19 protein-coding genes and 1 pseudogene are annotated in these 22,801 nt (G+C 52.0%); all 20 read left to right on the top strand.

The genetic code is table 11. From position 1 onward, the window contains the following. The first annotated feature begins 700 nt into the window (after positions 1 to 700). The 20 genes and pseudogenes from D7M11_RS28935 (at position 701) to D7M11_RS28850 (ending at position 22,728) form a co-directional block, all read left to right on the top strand. Positions 701 to 1,252 (top strand): rolling circle replication-associated protein, encoded by a 552-nt coding sequence (locus D7M11_RS28935; protein ID WP_193556307.1) that lies wholly within the window; start codon positions 701 to 703, stop codon positions 1,250 to 1,252. A gap of 303 nt (positions 1,253 to 1,555) precedes the next feature. Next, a complete protein-coding gene (locus D7M11_RS28930; protein ID WP_120750755.1) occupies positions 1,556 to 1,822 on the top strand; it encodes a hypothetical protein in 267 nt (88 codons plus the stop codon). A 194-nt stretch (positions 1,823 to 2,016) separates the two neighbouring features. Further along, a pseudogene (locus D7M11_RS28925) lies at positions 2,017 to 2,256 on the top strand (IS110 family transposase); the annotation flags it as partial. Positions 2,257 to 2,288: 32 nt separating this feature from the next. Next, positions 2,289 to 2,762, top strand: coding sequence for a polymorphic toxin-type HINT domain-containing protein (locus tag D7M11_RS28920; protein WP_120750754.1), 474 nt, complete (start codon positions 2,289 to 2,291; stop codon positions 2,760 to 2,762). A gap of 21 nt (positions 2,763 to 2,783) precedes the next feature. Then, complete coding sequence (locus tag D7M11_RS28915) at positions 2,784 to 3,113, top strand: hypothetical protein (protein ID WP_120750753.1); 330 nt, start codon at positions 2,784 to 2,786, stop codon at positions 3,111 to 3,113. Between the two features lie 971 nt (positions 3,114 to 4,084). Then, positions 4,085 to 5,245 (top strand): YhgE/Pip domain-containing protein, encoded by a 1,161-nt coding sequence (locus tag D7M11_RS28910; protein WP_120750812.1) that lies wholly within the window; start codon positions 4,085 to 4,087, stop codon positions 5,243 to 5,245. Between the two features lie 70 nt (positions 5,246 to 5,315). Next, the gene (locus D7M11_RS28905; protein ID WP_120750752.1) at positions 5,316 to 5,924 is read left to right on the top strand and encodes a TetR family transcriptional regulator; all 609 of its coding nucleotides are present in this window, start codon (positions 5,316 to 5,318) and stop codon (positions 5,922 to 5,924) included. Beyond that, positions 5,921 to 6,658, top strand: coding sequence for an oxygen-insensitive NADPH nitroreductase (nfsA, locus tag D7M11_RS28900; RefSeq protein WP_120750751.1), 738 nt, complete (start codon positions 5,921 to 5,923; stop codon positions 6,656 to 6,658). The genes D7M11_RS28905 and nfsA overlap by 4 nt, the downstream gene beginning before the upstream one ends. Before the next feature lie 42 nt (positions 6,659 to 6,700). Then, on the top strand, positions 6,701 to 7,435 hold the full coding sequence (locus tag D7M11_RS28895) for an SIS domain-containing protein (protein WP_120750750.1): 735 nt from the start codon (positions 6,701 to 6,703) through the stop codon (positions 7,433 to 7,435). A 416-nt stretch (positions 7,436 to 7,851) separates the two neighbouring features. Further along, complete coding sequence (locus tag D7M11_RS28890) at positions 7,852 to 9,105, top strand: S-layer homology domain-containing protein (protein ID WP_120750749.1); 1,254 nt, start codon at positions 7,852 to 7,854, stop codon at positions 9,103 to 9,105. 92 nt (positions 9,106 to 9,197) lie between these two features. Continuing rightward, positions 9,198 to 16,040: a glycoside hydrolase family 78 protein gene (locus tag D7M11_RS28885; RefSeq protein ID WP_338042519.1), complete on the top strand. Its 6,843-nt coding sequence runs from the start codon at positions 9,198 to 9,200 to the stop codon at positions 16,038 to 16,040. A gap of 141 nt (positions 16,041 to 16,181) precedes the next feature. Then, positions 16,182 to 16,907 (top strand): SAF domain-containing protein, encoded by a 726-nt coding sequence (locus tag D7M11_RS28880; protein WP_120750747.1) that lies wholly within the window; start codon positions 16,182 to 16,184, stop codon positions 16,905 to 16,907. 5 nt (positions 16,908 to 16,912) lie between these two features. Continuing rightward, on the top strand, positions 16,913 to 18,169 hold the full coding sequence (locus D7M11_RS28875; protein ID WP_120750746.1) for a CpaE/TadZ family protein: 1,257 nt from the start codon (positions 16,913 to 16,915) through the stop codon (positions 18,167 to 18,169). Beyond that, the gene (locus tag D7M11_RS28870) at positions 18,157 to 19,575 is read left to right on the top strand and encodes an ATPase, T2SS/T4P/T4SS family (protein WP_120750745.1); all 1,419 of its coding nucleotides are present in this window, start codon (positions 18,157 to 18,159) and stop codon (positions 19,573 to 19,575) included. The genes D7M11_RS28875 and D7M11_RS28870 overlap by 13 nt, the downstream gene beginning before the upstream one ends. Beyond that, positions 19,569 to 20,507 (top strand): hypothetical protein, encoded by a 939-nt coding sequence (locus D7M11_RS28865; RefSeq protein WP_120750744.1) that lies wholly within the window; start codon positions 19,569 to 19,571, stop codon positions 20,505 to 20,507. The genes D7M11_RS28870 and D7M11_RS28865 overlap by 7 nt, the downstream gene beginning before the upstream one ends. An 11-nt stretch (positions 20,508 to 20,518) precedes the next feature. Further along, the gene (locus D7M11_RS28860; RefSeq protein WP_120750743.1) at positions 20,519 to 21,424 is read left to right on the top strand and encodes a hypothetical protein; all 906 of its coding nucleotides are present in this window, start codon (positions 20,519 to 20,521) and stop codon (positions 21,422 to 21,424) included. A gap of 37 nt (positions 21,425 to 21,461) precedes the next feature. Further along, positions 21,462 to 21,617 carry a hypothetical protein gene (locus D7M11_RS36795; protein ID WP_168928330.1) on the top strand — a complete coding sequence of 52 codons (156 nt, stop codon included), beginning with the start codon at positions 21,462 to 21,464 and terminating at the stop codon, positions 21,615 to 21,617. A 21-nt stretch (positions 21,618 to 21,638) separates the two neighbouring features. Continuing rightward, complete coding sequence (locus tag D7M11_RS36570; protein WP_158606882.1) at positions 21,639 to 21,785, top strand: hypothetical protein; 147 nt, start codon at positions 21,639 to 21,641, stop codon at positions 21,783 to 21,785. Positions 21,786 to 21,801: 16 nt separating this feature from the next. Beyond that, positions 21,802 to 22,227, top strand: coding sequence for a hypothetical protein (locus D7M11_RS28855; RefSeq protein WP_120750742.1), 426 nt, complete (start codon positions 21,802 to 21,804; stop codon positions 22,225 to 22,227). A gap of 18 nt (positions 22,228 to 22,245) precedes the next feature. Continuing rightward, complete coding sequence (locus tag D7M11_RS28850) at positions 22,246 to 22,728, top strand: hypothetical protein (RefSeq protein WP_120750741.1); 483 nt, start codon at positions 22,246 to 22,248, stop codon at positions 22,726 to 22,728. Positions 22,729 to 22,801: the final 73 nt, after the last annotated feature.

Below are 22,801 nucleotides of genomic sequence, written 5' to 3'. Positions count from 1 at the left end.
CGCTAACGCTCGGAGGACTTCGCTTCGCTCGTCAGCTTAGTGATATTAGGAATTTATGCGAGGTATCTGCTTATGATTGAAATGCCCTGATATTCCGTTGTTCTCTGAATGATCATATTCCCCACACGCCCCCGCTGGCGACGACATGGACGTAGAACGTCCCGTAGTCGCTGACGGGGGATTTTTTGCGTATTCGGAAAGGTTTTCCCCAGCCCCTAATGAACAGCCTGCTACGACTTGTTTAAACGGGCTGTAACCATACTCCCCCGCGCCCCCCTTGCCGGATATGCCGGGCGTATTGAAGAAATCACTTCCCCTTCTGGTATTTTCATATGAACCCCACGGAGTACACATGTATCCCCCCGGTTTATTTACGGTAAACGCCTCAATGGGGCGCGAATAAACCGAGGAGGGCTGGGCGATGGGATATAACTGCCAGATGACGAGAATTGGAGATTGCCTGCGAGTGAAAGTATACGGACGGGAGATATCGGAGGGAAGCAGCCGTAAATCGAAAAGCCAGCGTTTAGCGGAGATTGAAGCGATTCAATCCGACCGGAGTCTGACGGACTTACAGAAACGGGTCTATTCGGCTGTTTTAGAACCGCCGGATGAGGAGGAGCGCACACGAAATCGCTCTGATCGAACGCCTAAGCCAGGACGACTTAAACTGGCGGAGCGAGATCGCTTCTGTCACCTAATGGATCGGAACTTTAGCCCGGGCCATAAGTTCATCACCTTGACCTACGCGAAGCCGGACGTGACGCTGGATGAAGCGTCGAAGGACTATGAGAACTGGGTGAAGCGGATGCGGGAGCGGTACGACGATTTTAAGTATCTCGCTGTTCGTTCCTTCCAGCAGCGCGGTACGCTTCACTTTCACCTGCTGGCCGACCTGCCTACGATCCCGAGAGCGGAACTGGCGGATGGAACGTTTCGGGATATCTGGGGATTGGGGAGCGTCGAATTGAAACGGATTTACAGCCTGCCTATGGTGGAGCGGCGGAACAAACTGAAGCTCGACCTGATTAAAAATCTGCGGGATTTTAAGGCGGATGAGCGTTCGTATGGGAAGCGCTTGTTCCTTCAAAGCAAGAACCTGATTGTCCCGAGAACGGTAAAAGGCGATTTTCACGACATGATAGAGCAGTTGAAGGAAATCGGATATACGATGAAGCTGGTGGAGTCTCGCCAGTTTCCTGTGGAGTACCTGAACTATATCCAGCTCGAAACGTACCGCCTGACGAAGTAAGGTCACCTTTATAACGTTACCAGATTAAAGCTCATAGACCCTTTGTCCGCGCTGTGGAAGGGCTGGATAAAGGTGGCTGCACTTTAATTTTGAAACGAGAATTAAGGTTTTAGCCCTCAACTGGCCATAAGACTCTTGTCCCGACTGTGGAGGGGATGAATAAAGGTGGCTGCACTTTAATTTTGAAAAAAATAAAGCTTGAACTCCTCCATGCTCGCGTACTATGATTGCCGCTAGATGGAATTACCAAAATCTAGTAACTTCGTGGCACTAAGGAACGTGGTCATGGGGAGAGGGTTAAACGTGGAGGAACAGCGTGACCGGTATGAATGGTACGAAGCGTTAATTGAGCGAGAAGATCGGCTCCTCCGGCAAATCCAAACGGGGGAAATCTGTTTATTCGCGGTACTGGAGACGATGTACCGAAAAGACCGCGAGATAGATCTGGAGACGGCGAAAGTCATCGTCCAACGGATTTACGGTTATACCGATGAACATCGAAGCGAACTTTGGCAAGTGCGAATAGAGAAAACGGTACTCGCGGTGCAGTTGAAACAGGAAGGTCGATAAGGCGATGGGGGAACGTAGGACTTTGCTGGCGTGTCTTTGCGGTTGATCCGCTCGAACTGACGATGCAAGCTTACGTGTCCGCCTATCGCAAACCCTATTCTGCTGGAGAGGGTGCTTATGGACTTGACTGGTGACAGCTGTATAGCGAGAAACGTTCATCAATTCGGCACAACGCGATAGAAGGAGCGGTTAGAATGACGAAGCCTGATCGAACGATCTATGTTGGCGTTAACCTACATAAGCAGCACCATACCGCCGTAATGATCGACTGCTGGAACAAGAAGTTGGGCGAAATTAGGTTCGATAACAAGCCGTCTGCGTTTCCTCTGCTTGTGAAGGAAGTGAAGAAGCACACGAAGAAAGGCATGTCTGTCGTATACGGCTTAGAGGACGTGGGTGGATACGGCAGAGCGTTGGCGGTGTACTTGACCGAAAGTGGCTGACGACCGACAACCATCCGTTCTAGGTGGAAGGAAAAGAGTGGCTGTTTGAAGATGAACTGCAAGTAGGCGATAAACTTCAAAAGGCTGATGGAAGCAGTCTGACCATTGACAAGGTTGAGTTCATTAAACTGGATGAGCCAGTTATGGTGTACAACTTCACGGTTACTGACTTCCACACCTATCATGTAACGGATATTGGGATTTGGGTTCATAATACTAATTGTATTAACACAGGAGATAAAACTCCTGGTGGTCATTCATTTAGTGAGCATGGCGCTCAACCTGCAAATGAAAGAGGCTTTACTCCTCAAACTATTGATAACATCATCATTAACAACAAAAAGAACAGAACAAGTAGGGTTGATGATCAAGGACGGAAAACTTGGGAGTATACAGACTCACGTGGTAATAAGGTTGTAACTAACGAAAGTGGAGGAATTGTTTCTGTCCATTCTCCTGCCGAGGGTGGTATATATATTCCTAAACCCAAAAAATGATGTTTGGAGTGATAACGAGAAATGAATAAGGATATTTTGCTAAAATTATCAAAAACGTTAAATACAGAATATGAGATAGGGATTTGGTCTGAGACAACTGATTTTTTTGAAAGACAAAATAGTATCGCGGATTTTTCAGTTAATTATAATGACAATCAGTTCAACGTTGCGATTAAACTAAAGGAGTTTAGCTTGAACGGGGCCAAAACCATTTTTGCTTTATTGGTGAGGTTTGTTGAATATCAATCAACATTCTATGTCAGGGAAGATAAAGAAAATTCAGTCGAGTATTACTTGCTCTCTTCAACTGACAATAAAAAAGCGTTCTTGTTTCATATTGTTTTTCAATGAATTTCTTTCTGACCTTGGGGCAATAATCCTCAAGGTCTTTTCTTTTACCCCCACCCAGTACCGAATGAATCAGGCGGCTAATTGTTGGAGCGGGGCTTATCTGTGCTTGATCACACCCTGAGCGTTTCTCTGGATTTAATAATACATAGCGAGTTCTCTCGGCGGACGGTTGGGCGTCATCCCGCTCCCCGTGAGCTTTTATACGCTTTCGCTTGAACCCCAAATGAAGGTGATGGTGGATTGATTCCCGTAATCCGCCATCTGGCGACGAATTGGGCGTAGAACGCCCGGAAATCGTCGTAGGTAGGCGCTACTATCCTTCGGAGACCGTTCGACTGTTCCGAGGATAGAATTGGGGATTTGCCCCGTTTCTATCGCCTGTAACCACTCGGGGTACCGGGTTTTCGACATGCGATATGGATGAGAGCTACGGATGGATGTTATGGAAAACGCGACATGCGGTCCTGTGTGGGAAATACAGGGGATCTCCCATAGGAGCATGTGAGAATCGTTACTCTGTCGGGTACTTTACCGTACAAAAGCCCCCAAGAGTCTATTGTGTTCTTTATCGCGTTAGCGCTTTAAATAAAAGGGGTACGATATTCAGAAGTGAAGCTGAATTCACACCTGAACATCTGGCTCTACTCTGAAGACCGAAGGAATGAAAAGGGACGGAGTGAGCGGAGCGAGCTATAAGACACGTATTGTGTTTATCATAAATGCTTCGCCATTCATTCGTATTGAGATTGCAGACATGGATCAAATTATGGAATGGTCAGATCTGAAGAACTATGTTGTCTTTAATTAAATCGGGGTATTGCAAAAGCTACTCGGTGCTTGCCTGTCGTTGCTTCTTTCTTCTTATGTCGCCGTATCCATAGTTGACAGCAATCCCCCTTTGCTGTTATTGTATTAAACAAACGTTTAATTAAAACGAATGTTTAAGATGAGCGAATATGGGGGAAACGGCGATGGGAAACGCCTTGAGAGCATTTTGGCAAAAAACGCCTACGAAAATCGGCATCGTGACGGCGATTATGTTCCAGCTTATTTTTAGCATCGTATGGATGACTGGCTACAGCGGGGTTACGGAACGTGCGTCCAAACTGAAAATAGCCATCGTCAATGAAGACGCGGGACTCGGCAAGCAACTTGCCGACCAGCTTCGCAGCAACTTGCCTTTCCAGCTATCATCTGAAGCGGCTCTGGACGAAGCGAAGCGCCAGTTGAACGAACGCGACGTGCAGATGGTGATTCATATTCCGGCGGATTTCTCCAAAAAGCTGCAAGCGCCGGGACAGAAGGGCGAGCTGGAATACTGGGTCAACGAATCGAATCCGGCCTTGATCAAAAGCATCATGACCGGTGTATCTTCCAGCGTGACGGCTATGGTCAATAAGCAGGCTGTTACGGCGGGAGCCCAGGCGGTGCTCACGCAAATGAACGTTCCGGCAGCACAGGCGCAGGGAACGGCGGAGGCACTTTCGGAGAAGGTGACCGGGGCGGTTCAATCGATGAACCCGGTATCCGGGATGAACAACCAGATGGTTCCGATGATGCTTGTGCTCGCCTCGTATGTCGGCTCGATGATTATGGGGATGAATTTTCAGCAATCCTCCCAGATGATCGGAGTGCAGATAGGTCGGCTGTACAAATTCGGCGCGCGCGTTATACTGAACGCTGCGGCGGCCATCGTAACCTCGCTCGTTGGAGCTTCCTTCGTGCTGATGCTCGGCGGTCAGACGGTTCACGGTTTTATGGAGCTATGGGGATTTGAGGCGATCTGCCTGTTTACGTTCATGTTGTTCTCGCAGTTATTCGTTCTGCTGCTGGGCAATGCAGGCATGCTGATTAACATCATCATGCTGTCCGCACAGCTCGTATCGTCTGGTGCGATGGTGCCGAGGGAGCTGCTGTCCGGGTTTTACTACACGCTGAGTCAATATTTGCCCGCTACTTATGCAGTTGAGGGAAATATGGATCTGCTGTTCGGCGGTCCTGGCATCGGGGGAGCCGTCTCCGGGCTGGCCGCTATTGCGGTTGTGTCCTTTGTGCTCGGCTCGCTAATAGTCGGCCTCAGAAAAGACAAAGCACCCGCACATGCCCCCGCCGCTCCGAAGCTTGCGAACTGAACGGATAACCGCCATAATAGGCATAACGATGCCAAAGGGCGAGTAAAGACAACCGTACGAGGGGATGCACATGTCTGCTTCGGAACAAGATATGAAGATGAAAATTTTGCTGGCCGCCAGGCGCCTGTTTGCAAGACAAGGATTCGACGGCACCTCGGTCAGACAAATATGCGAGGAGGCGGGGGCCAACGTGGCTCTCGTCTCGTACCATTTCGGCGGGAAGGACAATATGTTCGGCGCCATGTTCAAGATGTTTTTTCCAGGCAATCGACTTGAGACGTATGAGCCATTTCTCCGCGATCCGGTCATCGGCATCAAGAAGCTCGTGGAAGAGGTAACTCGCTTCCGGCTGAACGATCCGGAGCTTGTGATTATTATTCAACAAGAAATTTTCAAGCAATCCCCGCGAGTGGCGACGATACAGGAAAATATTTTTCCGGTTTGGCTCAAAATGCGCGAGCTGCTCGAGCAGGGCAGGCAGTCCGGCGTGTTTCATTTCCGCTCGCTGGACAATACGATGTTTTTCATTATGGGAGCGCTGCTTTTTCATAAAAATACTGACTACTTCCTGCCTATCTTGAGCGACGGTGTTCCGACTTTCGATAACATGTACCGCGATGCCGCCGTTTTTATTTTGCGGGGGCTGGGTGTACCTGGAAAAGCGGAGGACTATATATGAACGATGTAATCAAGCTGTTGCAGCGGCATCGTTCCATTCGCAAGTACAAGCCGGATGTTGTATCCGAGGAAGTGTTGGAAGCGATCGTTCGCTCCGCCCAGATGGCCTCGACCTCCAGCAATGTGCAAGCGTACAGCGTAATCGCCGTGACCGACCCGGAGACGAAGCTTGCGCTATCTGCCGTTGCGGGCAACCAGCAGCATGTTGAGCAGTGTCCGGTGCTGCTTATATGGTGTGCCGACTTAAGCCGGGACCGGCTTGCGTGCGAGAGGGAGGGCGCTCAGATGATCTCCGGCACGATGGAAAATTTCATCGTGGCTACCGTCGACACCGCCTTGGCCGCGCAAAATGCCGCCGTCGCAGCGGAATCGCTAGGTCTTGGCATCGTTTATATCGGCGGCTTGCGCAACAATTTGCGGGAAGTGACGAAGCTGCTGCGCGTGCCGGAGCTCGTGTATCCGCTGTTTGGCATGTGCGTGGGCTACCCCGATCACGAGTCGAGCCTTCGGCCCCGTTTGCCACTGCGGGCTGTGCTGCATCGGGAAGTGTATCAGGCTGAGAACCAGTCGGAAGCGATTGCCGAGTATGACGCCACGGTGCATGACTATTATATCGAACGTACGAAGGGCAAACGAAATACGACATGGTCGAAGGAGATGGCGGATAAATTCAGCCGCCCCTCGCGAGCGTATATGCGGGCTTACTTGGAGGAACAGGGCTTCCGGTTCGACTAGGTTCTTCTTAGTGTTAGGCAAGGACAGAAAGAGAGGACTACCGTGATACAAGAATATTTCCTATCGATCGGGACGATGCTGGACAAGGTGCTGGCCGCCGAACAAATCCATATGCAGGGAGCTGCAGTAAAGGTTGCGGATTGCATCGACGGCGGTGGCATCGTGCACTTATTCGGCTGCGGTCATTCGCATCTGCTTACGGAGGAAGTGTTTTACCGGGCGGGAGGACTCGTTCCGATTCGGCCTATCTTTTACGAGCCGCTTATGCTGCACGAGGGGGCGGTCCGGTCTTCGGAGCTGGAACGGCAAAACGGGCTTGCCGCTACGTTCATGGAGGGGCAGGATATTCGCGAGGGTGATGTCATGTTCGTCTTGTCGACGTCCGGGCGTAATCCGGTACCCGTTGATGTGGCGCTCGCGGCCAACCGGAAAGGGGCGTATACGATCGGAATTACGTCCATTGCTTATTCGCATAGCCAACCATCCCGGCATACAAGCGGCAAGCGCTTGTCCGATGCGGTCGATCTCGTGATCGACAACCACGCTGTTGCCGGCGATGCCGCGCTGCGTCATGAGCGGGTTCCGGTACCGTTTGCTCCTACCTCTACAGTTATAGGTGCGGCCGTACTGAATGCTGTCTTCGCAGAAGCGATCGCCGAGTTGGCCGAACGGGGAGTGGAACCGCCGGTTTTTCTGAGTGGCAATATCGACGGAGCGGATGAGTTTAATGCAAATCTTATCGCCAAGTACCGGGAGCGTATTCCGCTTTTGCGATAGAGACGTGTTGCTTTTGGGGGTATGGTTTTGTAGGAAGTGCTTGACACTACTCATGTTATGTGTTAAATATTGGAATATATGATTGTATGCGGAAGCACCGCCATTATGCTGCGTTCGAAGGGACGCGGGTAGTGGCGTTTTTTGTTGTTTGGGGCTAATCCGCTTCAAAGGTTGGCTGTTGTGGAAAATTGTGGACGGAGGTGGGGATTCCGTGTGATACTACGGGTAAAAACATGACCAGGAAAAGGGAGATGAATGATGTAGAAAAAATAGCCGCTCCTGTACTGCTCGCCAATCTGGCTGGAACGGAGCGGGCGTCGTTTGCAGACCGTTCGCCCCATTGGGCGAAGGAATCGTAAAAATACGGGCAATCGTGGGAATACGGTCAGTATCTACTTAAAAAGGGGAAATGCTTCATGAAGAAGTCACTTATTACCGTTTTATCAATCCTGCTGCTGTCCACGGCTTGTGATGCCCGGCCAGCTCGGGCCGTTTCGACGGCCCCTACGAATCCGACGTCAGCTGCTGCACAAGTTGCGCTGAAGGACATTTCCGGCCACTGGGCCGAAGCTACCATTCGCCAGTCGATACAAACTGGCTATGTGGACGGATACGAGGATCAGACGTTTCGTCCGGAGCGAGAAGTCAGCCGAGCCGAGTTTCTCAAAATGGTATTGACGGCAGTCGGCAGCAAAACGACCGCTATTCCTGCAACTGCAACTTCTGCTGCCGCAATGGCGAAGGCATCTTCGAATTGGTACGACACCTATGTGAATCAGGCCATCGAGCTGGGATTTCAGCGGAAGGACGAATTCCAGGATGAAGGGATGGACCGCGCCATGACGCGGCTCGAAATGGCCCGTATCGCCGTCCGTGCGACCGATCCAGCGCTGCAGAAACCGGAAGTCTCTATCGATGACCGGTCGGTAATGTATAACGCCACGAAAAAGGGGCTCCTGCAGGGACTTGATGCTGGGGAGCTGGGACCCGATAAAACGACGACACGGGCGCAATCCGTCACCATCATCGAACGGATATTGGCTGCAAATAGCGGCATGAATCTCGAAATCGATAAGTATGCTGTCGCAAATGCTGAGCTTGCCTTAAAGCGAACGAATATTTTCACAGTGATGCCGGAGTTTTTTGGAGGGAAGGGCCGTCCGTGGAATGTCGACAACTTGACCAACGAAACGCCGGACGGCTTGTATAAAGCCGTTGTCGATCGCGTCGTCGCCGTTGATCTCGAAGATCCGAATGACCCGAATCGAAATATCCTGGGGGATGTGGAGTCCCTTGTTTGGTGGGGCGGAGGGAATAATTATTTCAATGTATCTGATTATCCGCAAAGCTACTTGTTCATCGTTGAATCGCATACGGAGTTCAATAAGGATGAGAGTAAGACTATGTATAGCGGTGTTATAGGTGGTCTTAATTTTTATTTAAACGGTTTGGAGTCACGCGATTCAAAAGCAGCACGGGAAGGAACACTCAATCAATTTGCATGGGTTTATAAGCCGAATAGCCAAATCTCTAACGCGATGATAATTCCAAAACATGGGGTGCAGACCCGTGGTTACATATCACTAAGTCTAATGGTTCCTGCAATTCCTCCAGTTAACTCCAATTCAATAGAAGTCTTTGATTTGCTCGCTCCTAAAGTTATTGAGTAGGCGGTGTACATGTGCATCGCAGAACATACAAAAGATGGACTGCCCTATTCTGCTTATTTCTGGTTGCCTTCGGATTAATCCCGCTGGATTATATGATACCGGGATTGCGTTCTAAAGCATGGGCAGCAGGAGAGACTACCGATACGGCTGCATTGGATTATGAGGGAAAAGCAAACTGGCAGTTCTATTCTGTAGAACAAAATCTAACCCCTAGCGTTACCATAGATTTTGTTGCAGGAAAGAAAATACAGAAAGTGGAGTATATCGATGGTGACGGCACAATGAAAACCATTGCCGAAGCCGTTGGAAAGCCAAGTTGGTCTGGTAGTATACCGACAAAAGGCAAATCTTTCGATGTCTTGTCAAAGAACAATTCTCACACACTTACATACTTTGCTTGGTATCGCTACAGCAATACGAGTGCGAAAAAGGGCTGGTATGCGAAGCAACCTGACGAGTTTGGTGGAGAAGAGGAAGTCTATTGTGAGTCAGGCCCGACGGAGAGTATCGGCGGGGTGTCCATGCCGATATTCCCTTCCTGTTCTGCAACCGTCGTCTTTGGGGCTACGCGTGATAAAGGGTACTACCGAACTGACGATAGCAGTTATGTTGACGATAATTATGTCACGGTTACTGGTTTTAGCAATCCAACAGTACAAGATAATCAAACCAATATTACTGGTCCGGAAGGCACATTCGGGACCTCCGAAGGACCATCATCAACCAATCCAATTAGTAATGCACAGTTACTTCAAGTCGGTAGTGGTTTTAAAATCAAGTACAATCAAACTTTCAACGATTATCCAAACGATGGTCAGGCTCCCCCAAGTTCAGCTATCAAAGATTTAGCTATGCCGGGAGCACGTCTTATGGTGTATTTCGGGAGTTTCGCTTTCGATATCTACGGCAAAACCTACCTTCATCCAAGCCATATTACCGTAACCTACGAGGATAATTTGGTTCCAGAGCCAGATGTATCGGATCTCAAAGTGGTACCCGCCGCCTGTATCGAAGTTGGCAAAAACATGAGCTTTTACGTTAGTTTTACGAACTACGGTGCGGCATACTCCGGTCCATTTAACCTGAAAGTAACCGTCGATGGAACGGTAATTGAAACGATCCCCTTCTCCGGGTTTGCAGCAGGAGAAACGAAAAAAGGGGAGTTTTTGTACAAGTTTACGGCTGCGGAGTCGAAAACGTTCGTCGTTACGGTGGATAGTCTTCCTGGAGAGAAAAACACCGCGGATAATAGCAAATCGTTTTCCTTTACAGCTAAAACCTCATGCTCGGGTGGCGGCGATCCAGATCCAGGCGGGAATGATGGACCGGAAGTTATTACCGGGGATTTTAAGTTTTTTTATCCAAACTCGATGACCTACGGGCAAGCTCAAGTATATCTGCCGGAAAATGTAACGGTAAAAGGAACGAAAAACGGGAATACGTGTACGCTGGCTCAATTGCTTTGGACTTCGACGCAAGGCAGCAAAGTGTACAAGGATAATGCCGGGGCCAATGTGTACGCTGGCGGACTGAGCGGCCCTCCGTACCCGGCCGGGATCGGCGGCGGCCGTGTCGATGTGACGATGCAGATCACCACATCATGTGAAACTGTGAAGGTGGTCGGTCCGAAGTCCTTCGAAATTATTGTGCCAACCGATAACCTCCCTCCCGTCTTTAGACCGGGATGGTTCGCTGGCGGCAATTCATTCGGTTTTCCCGAAATTACAGAGGTAATTGTCGGCAGCTATGTGGATCTCGGTATTGTTCACGATATCACGCAGAATCCTCCAACGCCGTACGATCCGGACGGGGACGGCATTATCTACTATTTTGATTTCAAGAATAGCCCGAGCGCCTGGATACGACAGCTCAAAGTGGATCGGGATTTTTGGGAATACGATGAGCATTATAGACTGATAAAGGCGGACGTGCTCGGGACGCATCAGATCCAGGTGTGCGCGCAGGATACTCGCGGAGCGGATGCAGGCTGCAAATTTGCATCGCTGAACGTCGTGTCACCGGACCCGATCCCGGTTATCACCGGGGGCGACGGGGCCATCGAAGGCAGACCGATTCCGCAGCCGTTCAGCTGCGCAAATAGCTATACCCCGTTCAAGGATCGTACGATCTCCAATTGTATTTGGGGCGGCGATAAGCGCGATATGTATCCGGTAACGGGCTATTACACGGTAACCCTTGATGTTGTCGATAGTGGAGGCTTACATAGCCGGCCGGAAGCCCAGGCCAGCAAAACGATATTCGTCAAGCCGGATTTGCCACCTGTCGTTTCCGTCTCGTATCCCTCTGCGGGCATACGCGGTGTTCCGATGACATTCATCGACAGCTCGTTTAGTCCGGACGGAGACGTGATCGTTCAGCATTCGGACGTGATCCGATGCGACACAAATTTGAACGGCAGCTATGACGGCCCGGCCTACAATGTCACTCCAGACGGTTCCGGTATGTTCACCTTTTCGGCGCCGATCGTCGGCAGCTGCAAATTGAGCGTGTTTGTGAAAGAAGATTGGGGCAAATCGGCAAGCAAAGATTTCTACTTTTCAATTTCCAACCAAGCTCCTACTGTACAAGCTTCGATTTTCGGTGAGCAGCCGCAGCCTCCGGACGTTGATGTTACCAACTACAATTTGCAGGACATGGTAATTAACAGGTCGCTTTATTCGGTGGAGGATCATTATAGCCAAAATCGGGATACGGATATGTATTTTAACGCAGCGGAGGGGGCGCTGGCCGTACCGGATCGCCCTATGCTCTATCGTGCGCCTGATCCGAACTCGATGTCGATAGGAGCTACCATTCCACCATCCGGCGGCCTAAACATAAGCGAAGCTATCACGCATCGGGTTGGCCGAAATTTTTGGGCCGGTTACGGGTTCAATCACATGATGTGTACGGGGGCCTGTGTCCCTTATGGGTATAAGTTACAGCTCTACGATATCCGGAGCAACACCATTAAAACCATGTCCGATTCGAACAGCAAGAAAATATACGAGATTCAGTTTAATTCAACATCGGAAATGTTATGGCTACGATCCTATGCGTCTCCTGAGGGGATGTGTAACGGTTCCTACATGGGATGTTCGACCGGCGATAAAAACGTCACGGACAACTATTACAGGCTATCGGATGTTGCTGCTGGCAATTTTACACCCTTTTACACGGAAGTAAAGCCCGTCCAGCAATGGCTGTCTCCTTATCAATATGCACAGTATATGCTTCCGAGCAATCCCCCTCCTGGGAATTGGGTGGACGATTCCGGAATACAAGAGGAGCCGGCAAACGTACCGTATAACTTTGATGTGAACGGGACCCGATCGACAAAACCGTATATTTCACAAACTCGAGATCGGCAGGGCAACTTCTACGCGTTAGCTTGTACAAGCTATGAGTATCAAATCGGTTGGGAGGATGACGGCAACGCATGGATGGTCACCGTTTATAATTGTTTTTTGCAAAAATTAAGTTCAAACGGGACGGTCATCTGGACCAATTACGCTAAAACATATACAAACTTGTATAACACGCCTTCTCGTATCGAGCATAAGGAGTATCCGATGCTGCGAATCGCCTATATCAGCGAGGATAATTCCAAGCTCATTACAACGGATGGGATTTACGACAACAACACGGGCACTTACTTAGGACAGCTCTACCAAAAGGACTTCTCCGGCTATAACGGCATCGAGAGTTATACATGTTTCCCAAGCTGCGCAACGCCAGCCGAATGGACGAATGGGTACGGCGGAATGAACTTCAAGAACAATTATAACGAAGTCATCTATTATTACTATTGGACCAGCTACCAGGATGACGGATGTGAAAGTGATTGCACTACGTATTACATCTATCATCATGTGCTGTATAATCTGAAAACCTTGCAGGCCGTAATGGAGATAACGACTCCACCGTTTGGAGATGGGGTGTATGAATTTACTCCAACGGGAACACTCGCAGCAGACGGTAAATTCATTTTGCCTGTATCAAGCGGCACGGCAAATGTATATGACGTGATGACCGGTCAGAATCTATATACAATGTCTCTACCTCCTGCAACGAACAACTACCGGCCCATTGGCGACGGAAAGGGTTTTGCCATAATCCCAAGCGGTAATAAAGTGACGACTTCGAACCTGTCAGCAAACACGACGTACGACGCCGGAAGATTTTCTTTCGGAACTCTTGTCGACAGGTATAAAGACTTTTACGACGGCTCTATCTCGCTTTCCGTACGCTTTTACAAAAACAGTTTCAGCGAGTATAACGGCGCAGGCGTCGCCTTCCGGGAGCAGGATCACCGGAACAAATTCGAAGCCGAGCTGACAACGGAGGGCGTCATCCTATCCAAAATCGTCAATGGAACGAAAACGATTTTGGGCAAGCAGACCAACCCGTTACTCGCTGGTCAATACGCGAACCTGAAAGTGACAGCAAAACGGGATCACATTCTGGTATACGTCAACGGCGTACCGTTAATCGATGTATACGACGGCTCCTATTCCAGCGGCAAAGTCGGGCTATTCTCCAATGTACCTAACGTTTACATGAAGAATTTCCGAACGGAATCATACAAGGCCGCAAGCGAGGATGTTGCTGGCATCGTGATCGTGGGAACGACGATCAAGTACAGCTCCACGTACACTGATCCGGAGAATGACCCTTCGATTCCGGACCTTCGGGAATGGATCTATACGAACACGGCGCCGGAGAAGTTTTTGAACGCGGGGGATGGCTATTCCGATTCGAATGCAGCCAACTCCTATATCAATTACAAATTGACCGGCACGCTGCCTGTATTAAACAAGGTGGGTCTTTACAAAATCGATTACTCGGAAGTCGACGATCCAGCTCCACTCGGATATCAGTACCCGAATTGGTTGTATCAGAGCTTCCGGAAACGTTCCGATCCGGCTGTCAATTACGTAATCGTACATCGCCGACCGATCGCATCGTTTACGATCAGTCAAAATCCGGATTATACGTTCGCCTGGAATGATACGAGCTACGACCCTGACCGCTGGCTCGCGCCGTGGCATTATTCGACGGAGCCAACCGGGATTGACTATGCCGCAACTCGGGGTGTTGTCGAAAGACGTTATGGCTATACCGATCCGGATGGGAGTACACAATACGGAAAACTGACGCGGCCGGCGAAGTCGGGAACGTACACCGTGAGACTTTCCGTAAAAGACGAATACGGCGCATGGTCGGATTGGGCCGAGCAAACGGTTACGGTCACGATGCCGTTCCCGAATACGCCGCCGACCGTTGCGCTGACATTCCCGAACGGCACCGAGGCGAATCCATCCTTCATCGATACGGTACGGCCGGTTATCAAGTGGAATCAATACGATTCTGATCCAGGAACGACATTCGCGGCTTACCGGGTCATTGTAAAAGACGAATGGGGCAACGTTTTGCGTGACAGCGGTATTAAACCGCAAAACACGACGCTGAATTATGCAGAGTGGCAATTAGATACGAGTTTAACGCCTGGTCAAAAATACCAGGTACAGGTGCAAGTTAGTGACGGAATTGACTGGTCGGGGTGGTCGAATATCGGCTGGATGATCGTCAACAGCCCGCCAAAGGCTGTGCTCACATTCCCGAACGGGCTGTCGGCAGAAGCGGCGAACTTGGTTCAGGATAACCGGCGCCCAGGGATCTCGTGGAATCAGTACGACCCGGATCTCGCCTACGGTGGCGTATTCCAGCAGTACCGCGTTCAGATCATGCAAGAGGACGGAACGCTCGTCTACGACTACAGCACGGCCCAATGGACGCAGGCGACGAGCCAGAGCATGACACCGACGTCTGATTTGCCAAACGGCATACCCTTACAAGTGCACGTGCAAGTATTCGACGGTTTCGTCTGGTCGGACTGGTCGAACATCGGCTGGCTGCGTATCAATATGACGCCGATTGCTGACGTCACGTACCCGTCCGGCACGCAGGCGAACCCGACGATTGAAGGTCCGACGCCGACGACGATTACGTGGAACCAATGGGACGTTGATCCCGGCACGGTGTTTTTGAAATACCAGCTCCATATCGTGAACGAAGCGAATACGACGATCGTCTACGATTCCGGAGAAGCTTCCCAGTATACAAGCGCGACGACGCAAAGCCATCTGGTGGCCATGGCTCTTCCGGCCGGACAGAAGCTGCGCGTCCGGGTAAGAGTCTTTGACGGGTACGTATGGTCGCCATGGTCCGGTGATAAATGGCTGCTTACGAACCGGCCGCCAGTGGCCGACTTCGATTGGATGCCGAAGCCGATATGGGAGGGAGATACCGTATACTTGGATAATTTATCGACGGACCCCGATGGCGATGCCTTGACGTCGGTGTGGGAGATCCGCCTGCCGGACGGTCAGGTTCGTACTTATGGGACGACAGACGCGACTCAGCTGTTCCCCGAGCCAGGCTCGTATACGGTCACCTTAACCGTCTCCGACGGGTTTGCGATAAGCCGCGTAACAAAGGTGCTTGAAGCGCTTCCGCTTACGATCACCTCCGAGGTGCATCATACGCCGCAGTGGCGAGCCATTCACGAGCAGAAAGGACATAACACGACGACGGTGCCGAAGGATTTCTATTCCGGTGAAATATTCGTGGTGAGAACGTTCAGCTCACCCGCGCCGGTCAGCGAGGCGAAGGCCTGGATCGAGACGACCGGAATCGACGGGAACGCGCTTGCGGCGTCCATACTGTTGGATATGTCTGGCGACGATCTTACCCGCTTTGACGGCAAACTGTTCGACGACAAGTTTATGTCAGCTACGGAAGGCATCCCCGAAGGCATATTGCCGATTCACTTTCAAATCCGGTATGCGAACGGCGTTGTGAAACGGGAGGATGTACCGGTTCGAATCATCGGCAACATCAATGAAGCGGTCGAAGTGCACCGCAGGCAATGATAGTTTAATAGTTTACATTTTAGCTCAATTATGGTATTATGTAGTTAAATAAATCCAGCAACGTTTGCGAAGGACGCAGGCGATCGGGCAACCGACCGTTTTGCGTCCTTTTTCGTCGTTACGGAGAGAGGGGGCGAACAGGTGAACAAAAAACGAAACTTGCTGATCAGCTTCTCGGCGGCGCTGTTGGCGGCTTTTCTCGTTTACGGCGTATACAAGCTGCAGCTGAGGCAGGTGGAGTTGCAACAGACGGTTAACGTCCTTGTACCGAAAGATTTCATTCCCGCCGGGACGATGATCGAGGCCGGGATGCTTGCGTTTCGGCCCGTGCTGGCCGGTTCGCTGGAGGAAGGAATGTTTATGGATGCGTCGCAGCTCGTCGGGCTGGAGTCCGTCGTTCCGCTCGGAACGAACGAGCCGATCTTGTCCTGGAAGGTAGACAAATACCATCTGCTTCCTTCGCGCGGTCAAGCGACGTTCCAAATTCCGAAAGATTATATTTTGTCGTTGTCCGGAGGGATCCGGGCGGGGGATAAGGTGCGGCTGTACTTATCCGGGGGCGAAGGCGAGTCTGCTCGTCTGTTCGATCAGGAAATTACCGTCGCCTCGGTGAAATCATCCGCCAACGTGGAGGTCGACAATCCGAAGTCGCCCAACCTGTATTCGCGGGTGAACGGCGATACGGAGAAAATGTATGCCTCCCGCCGGGAGGCGAACGGGACGATCGATCAGATTAATCTGAATTTGACCGAGGAGCAGTGGCTTGCGATCGACAAGGCGTGCCGGACGAAAAAGGCCAAGCTGGTCATCGCCGTTTCGGCCACGTCGCTTTCGGATGATGCGGTATTTAGAAAAGAAAAGAGGTGATCGGGGTGCGGATCGCATTCGTTACTCAGGATGAAGATCTCGTTCAAGAATGGCTGTCCGGCCAAATCCGCGACGGCGACGAGGCGTTGTGGTTCCAGCAGCCGGAGGCGCTGATCGCCTCTCCCACTGCGGCCGAAGTAGAGCATATTGTGTTGTCCGACCGGTATTTCGGGCTTTCGCTTTTTTGCGATTACGTCGAGCAGTTCAAGGCGCATTGTCCGAAAGCCGGATTAACCGTGCTGCTGTCGGACAAACACGATGTCGCTGAGAATGGCCGATGGATCAAGGCCTGCATCGTTAGCGGCGTGCAGTATGTTCCTCCACATCGGACGAAGGAAGCGATATGCGGCACACTGTATCTCAACTGTTACGGAGAGGCGCGGGATCTGAACGACAGCGGAGGGCAAACCTTTGTATTTGTCGGCTCGACGCCGAACATCGGCACGACATTCGTCGCCTTCGGGGCGGCTGTAGGTCTGGCATGCCGCACAGAGCGGTCCGTTGCCTATATATGCCTTAATCTGAAAAGCTCGAAGTTGCACCGTTACATCGGCATCGAAAAGCCAGAGGGCAGCCTCGACCATCTCCGCGCCGAGATCCGTTCCCAAAGCTTGCGTCCGGAGCGGCTCCGCTCTTATTGCGAAGCGGTTAAGGGCGTACCGAACCTGCGCGTGTTGTTCGGCAACCAGCTGCGGGAGCAGGCGGAATTTTTTACGGCCGAAGATATCGAGCATCTGCTGCAAACGGCGAAACGGGCATTCGACCTATGTATCGTCGAAGTAAACGCCTATTGGGACAACGCGGCAACGGTATGCTCGCTGCTCGGGGCCGACTCCCGCATTATGGTGACGACGCCCGAACTGACCCACTTTCAGGAGGATGCGAACCGGTGGCTGCGCGGATTGTGCCCGGTGATCGGGCTTGACGCCGAATCGTTCGATCTCATCCTGACCCAATCCGACAAGAGCGGCGGGCCCGCCGGCATCCGGCACCAGGATATTCGCAAGGAAACCGGGCTTTCCCTGATCGGCAAGGTCGGCAAATATGCGGACTTGACCGATACGGTTAATCAAGGGAAGCTGCTGGACCTGCTGCTCGGCCCGCATCCGCTCGCGCGCGATTTGAATGAAATCGTTACGGTACTGGCGGCTTTGGGCCGCATCGAAACGAAGGCGATAGTGAAGGCGCATCCGCTCAAACGATGGCTCGGCCGCTGGACAGGCAAAACCGGAAAAGCAAGGAGGACCTTATGGGAGAGCTGACGGAGCGCAAGTTTTCGGTGCTCGCCTATTCCATCGCGAGGCGTGGAGACAGGCAGCCGGCCGGCGGTTCATCCGAGTCCGAGTCGTTCGCGCTACAGGAAGACGAGAACCCGGCGTTTCAGCGCTGCGTCGAGGATATCCGGACGTATTTGGTCGCTTCCCGCGGGAAAACGGAAGAGGAGCGCTTGCAGTACAGCGAATCGTTAAACCGCGCGGTGCTCGGCTTCGAGGAAGAACGGATCCGCTTCGTAGCGATCATCAACGATCAGCTGGCGAAGCGGAGAATGAACCATATCGTGCCCTCGAACCGGCGTTATGCGACGCTTGCCGAAGCCGTATTCGCAGAGGTAATCGGTTTGAATGTGCTCGAGCTGCTGCTGCGGGATCGCGACGGACTGGAGGAAATCCAGGTCGTCGGCAAAGACATTTTCGAGGTGAGGGGCGGCAAGGCGACCCCGTCGCCGCATAAATTCCAGCATCTGAAGGAGGTTGAACGGATCCAGCAAAACCTGGTGCTGTTCAACAACGAAGTGATCAACCCGCGCAAACGGTGGGCGGAAGTTTCGCTGCGGGACGGATCGCGAGTGACGTTGACTGGATTCGGCTTTACCGCCGAGCCGACAATGACGATTCGGTTCTACACGATGCGCTACTACAATTTGCAAACGCTTTGCCAGCCCGAATACGAGACGATCGATGAGAAGATCAAAACGGTGCTGCTGTGTTTGCTGCGTAGCTGCTTCAATATGGTCGTCATCGGACCGACCAACTCCGGCAAAACGAATCTGATCAAGGCGCTCATAGCCGAGCTGCCCGACCACGAGCGGATCGTCACGATCGAGTCCAGGTACGAGCTTATGCTGAAGCGAGATTTTCCGAACAAAAACATTATCGAATACGAGGTGAGCGAAGACGACGAACACCACTGCGGCAATCAGGCGTTCAAGCTTGCGCTGCGGCAATCTCCGAAACGAATCTGTCATGCCGAAATTCGCGACGACGACGCCAACGTTTATGTGCGGGCGTGCACGCGGGGTCATGAAGGGAGTATCACCTCGGTGCATGTTAACGAGCTCGAGGATGCGCCCGATGCGATTACCGATATGTGCATGCTGGACGGCCGGGGGATGAACCCGGGGCGGCTGACGAAGCGAATCACCGAATATGTGACCCAGATCGGCTTCGAGATGGGGATGGCGGGCGGCAGGCGGAAGCTGCTGCGAATCGGAGAATACGGTTATGAGAACGGGGAGGTGAAGGTTAGGGATATCGTCCGCTACGATTTTGCCAGCGGGGCTTGGCAGTTTCCGGAGCGCTTTTCCGGGCGGGCTGTTTTGCGGATGATGAAATACGATCCGGACGGCTGCCGAATCCTTCGTGAGATGGGGATGGTCGACTCATGCTGATCGTGATCGTCAAAAGCTCGTTTCTGCTGCTGTTGTTTATGCTGGCGTATTTGTTTCTGAACCGGCTGCTGCAAACGATCGTGCGCCGATCGGTGGCGCGTTACCGGCTGAATTACGTGCGCCGCGGCTCTTTCGCCAACCGAGTGGCGCAGCTGGCCATGCGGTACAACTGGCTGTACCGGCATTTGGCCGATCTGTTGGAATCGATTCAGGCGCGGGTCCACATCGGGACGTTTCTGTTTGTCTCCGTGCTGCTGCTGCTCGCTGGTATCGTCGGCGGATTCGTTTGCTTCGGCAACGCCAAGGGCGTACTGTCGGCGGGAGGCATGCTCGGATTGCTGCCTTATTTGGCGCTGCGGATGCGTTTGCTTAGTTTGCAGATGAAGGCCAGGCTCGACTTTTTGCCGGCCGTGGAGCTGTTCTACCAATACTACATTGCGCTCGGGCAGAGCAACATCCGGACCGTGCTTAAAGTAACGCTGGAGGAAAACCGGATGCAGCCGGCAATGAAGCCTGTATTCGAACAGTTGTACCGGAATTTGACCACAAGCCGGGACACGGAGGACAGTCTGCGAGTGTTTTCGCTCAGTCTCGGTCATATGTGGGCGGATTACTTTACGAACATTTTGCGGGTAGGGATTCTGGAAGGAAACGATTTGTGCGACAGCTTGAAGGATTTGATAACGGATATGCGAAAAGCGCAGCGCTCGGACCAGGCGGAGCGGAACCGGCTGCTGGAAATACGGCTCGCCAATTTTTCGTCGATCTTGTTTTTGCTCTTATTTCTATTTATTAATTTCAAGATCAATCCCGAGAACGCGTACTTGTACTACATCGTCGATCCGGCCGGCCGCAACATGCTGCTGGACGGGCTGCTGCTTATTTTCGCCTCGATTTTGATGGGCATTTATTTATCGATTCGGAGAATGTGAGGACAAGCCGCATGATTATGGAATCCCGGCATTTGTTATGGCTGCAGGCGCTTGCGCATGGCGCCCTGTTCGCCGCCATTTTTACTGCTGTACTGTTTACGCTGCGTTCACTGCCCCGCCGGAGAAGACGCTGGAGGTTCGCCGCCTTCAAGCGTTTTGTTCAGCGCCGGACGATACCGGCTTTTGTGCTGAAGATAGCGGGCATATCGGAGAGGTGGATCGAAGCGTCGGGGAAGGAGCGGCTGCTACTGGAGAGCGGACTTCGCTTCAACCCGCTGCTGTACGAATTGATGCGCAGAGTGCTTCTTCTGCTCGGCGCAGCGCTTGCGGCGCTCGGCTATTCCGGGCTGCGGAGCGCGTGGGGATTGCCTTGGATCGAGCCGGTGTACGTGCTGGTGGCCGGTTTAATCGTGCTCGTGCTGTTTGCGATGGACCGGGTACTGCTCGAGTCGCTCGGCAAACACCGCACTTACAAGATCATGCGGGAAATCTACACGCTAAGCAATCAACTGCTCTACTATAACGGCTCCAAAATGAATCTTCATGCGAAGCTCGGCTGCTGCTTGCCGTTCTGTCATAAAATCCGGCCGGATCTGCAGCTGCTGCTGAACGAATGGTATGAGGACGCGGAACAGGCGATCAAGCGGTTTAAAAGGCGGCTCGGTACGGAGGAAGCGTACAGCTTTGCCGAAACGATCAACTCGCTGCGTCTGAACGAGCACGACAGCTACTACATGCTGCTGCGCGACAGAATCCAGGACTATAAAGAGAAGCTGGATATGGCGAAGGACAGCCGGAAGGAATCGACCTCGTACGTACTGTTCGTCATCGCCGGCATTCCGATTTTGAACACGTTTCGCATTTTTATTTATCCGTGGGTTCAGGAAGGGCAGAAGCTGTTCGATTCGCTCCACTAGGACGGAGACACCAAAAACCAAAGGAGAGAATGCATCTGTGAGAAATATATTGATAACCGTTATGATGCTGATCGTCGTTGCCTTGCTGTTTACGAACATTGTGAACAACGGCAGTACGGGAATGCGCAACAACATCCAGACCAAGGGAGAAACCGCCAATACCGACATTTCCGCGCTGAGAGCAGGGCCGTGATCGCCGCCCGGAGGAAACGCCATGCGACATATTTTGGTTACGGTCATGCTCGTTATAACTGTCATCGCCATCTATTCGGGGACGATCGGAGGGAGCGACGGAATGGAGCGGAAGGCAAGAAGCACAGGCGGCAGCATAAACGGGACGATTCAGTCGATCAATCCGTAATCGGGGTGCCCGGACTATGAAGCAAATTCTCGTGTTTGTGTTATTCGCAGCGATCTTGTGCTGGGCGATGTTCATGCCTACGTATAAGCATATCATCGTGTTCAGGCAGGCTATGCTGCAAAAGGAAGTCGACTACATGCTAGAGGTCGGGGCGAACGCCTCTCACGGTTATGTGGACGAGTCGGCTATCGAGGCGTCGCGTCAGCGGCTGCGGCAGCACGGATTTCAAACCGCTAACCTGGAGTACTTCGTCTCCTCCACGAGCGGCGTGAATGCGACCCTTCCCTCCTCGCCGGTGCATCGCGGGCATGGAATCGAGCTGATGATTACGTATCCGTACGACGGCATGTTCCAGATCGACCGTCTGATCGGAATCACGGTTCCGCCTGAAGGAGCGAGAATGGGAGCGTCCGGTCTGAAAATGAGCGAATATGTGCCATAACGGAAAGGGGGCGCATACTTGTACAAGCTGATCGTGTTTATGCTGCTGATCGTCTTCGTTATGGTGCTGCATGCGCTCCAGGCCGACGAGGAGATCGCTTTGCAGGCGCTTTTTCAAGGGAAGCATGCTGTGAACCGGGCGGCCCATGCGGCAGCTCAGCAAGTCGATAAGTCCAAGCTGAAAGAGGGGATCGTTTCGATTGATCCGGCAGCGGCTGCGAGGGAGGCACAGCTGTATTTCCAGCGCAATTTGCGGCTGGACGGCTCTAATGAACCGCTGCCGGGATCGTTTTGGCGGACAAGGGCGGACATCTTGGAGCTGAAGGTTTTGAATGAGGATCTGACCTATCCGTACACATATACGAATTCGGCTTACAATTACAGCGTTACTTTGGACAAGCCGGGGGTTGTGTTTATCGTCCGTCTCGTTTATCCGCGCACGTATTCGGTGCTCGGTCCGATCACTTGGGAAATCAAAGGCGCGGCGGAGCTGTATTATTGAAGCGTTTTTCGGAGGTTTGGCTGTGTATCCGAACAAATGGATTGTGCTGTCAAAAAAGGACCTCGCACCACTG

The organism is Paenibacillus ginsengarvi, from assembly GCF_003626695.1.
Taxonomy (GTDB): domain Bacteria; phylum Bacillota; class Bacilli; order Paenibacillales; family NBRC-103111; genus Paenibacillus_AB; species Paenibacillus_AB ginsengarvi.
Note: the sequence above shows the minus strand (reverse complement) of the source record. Positions and strands in the feature narration are given on the sequence as shown.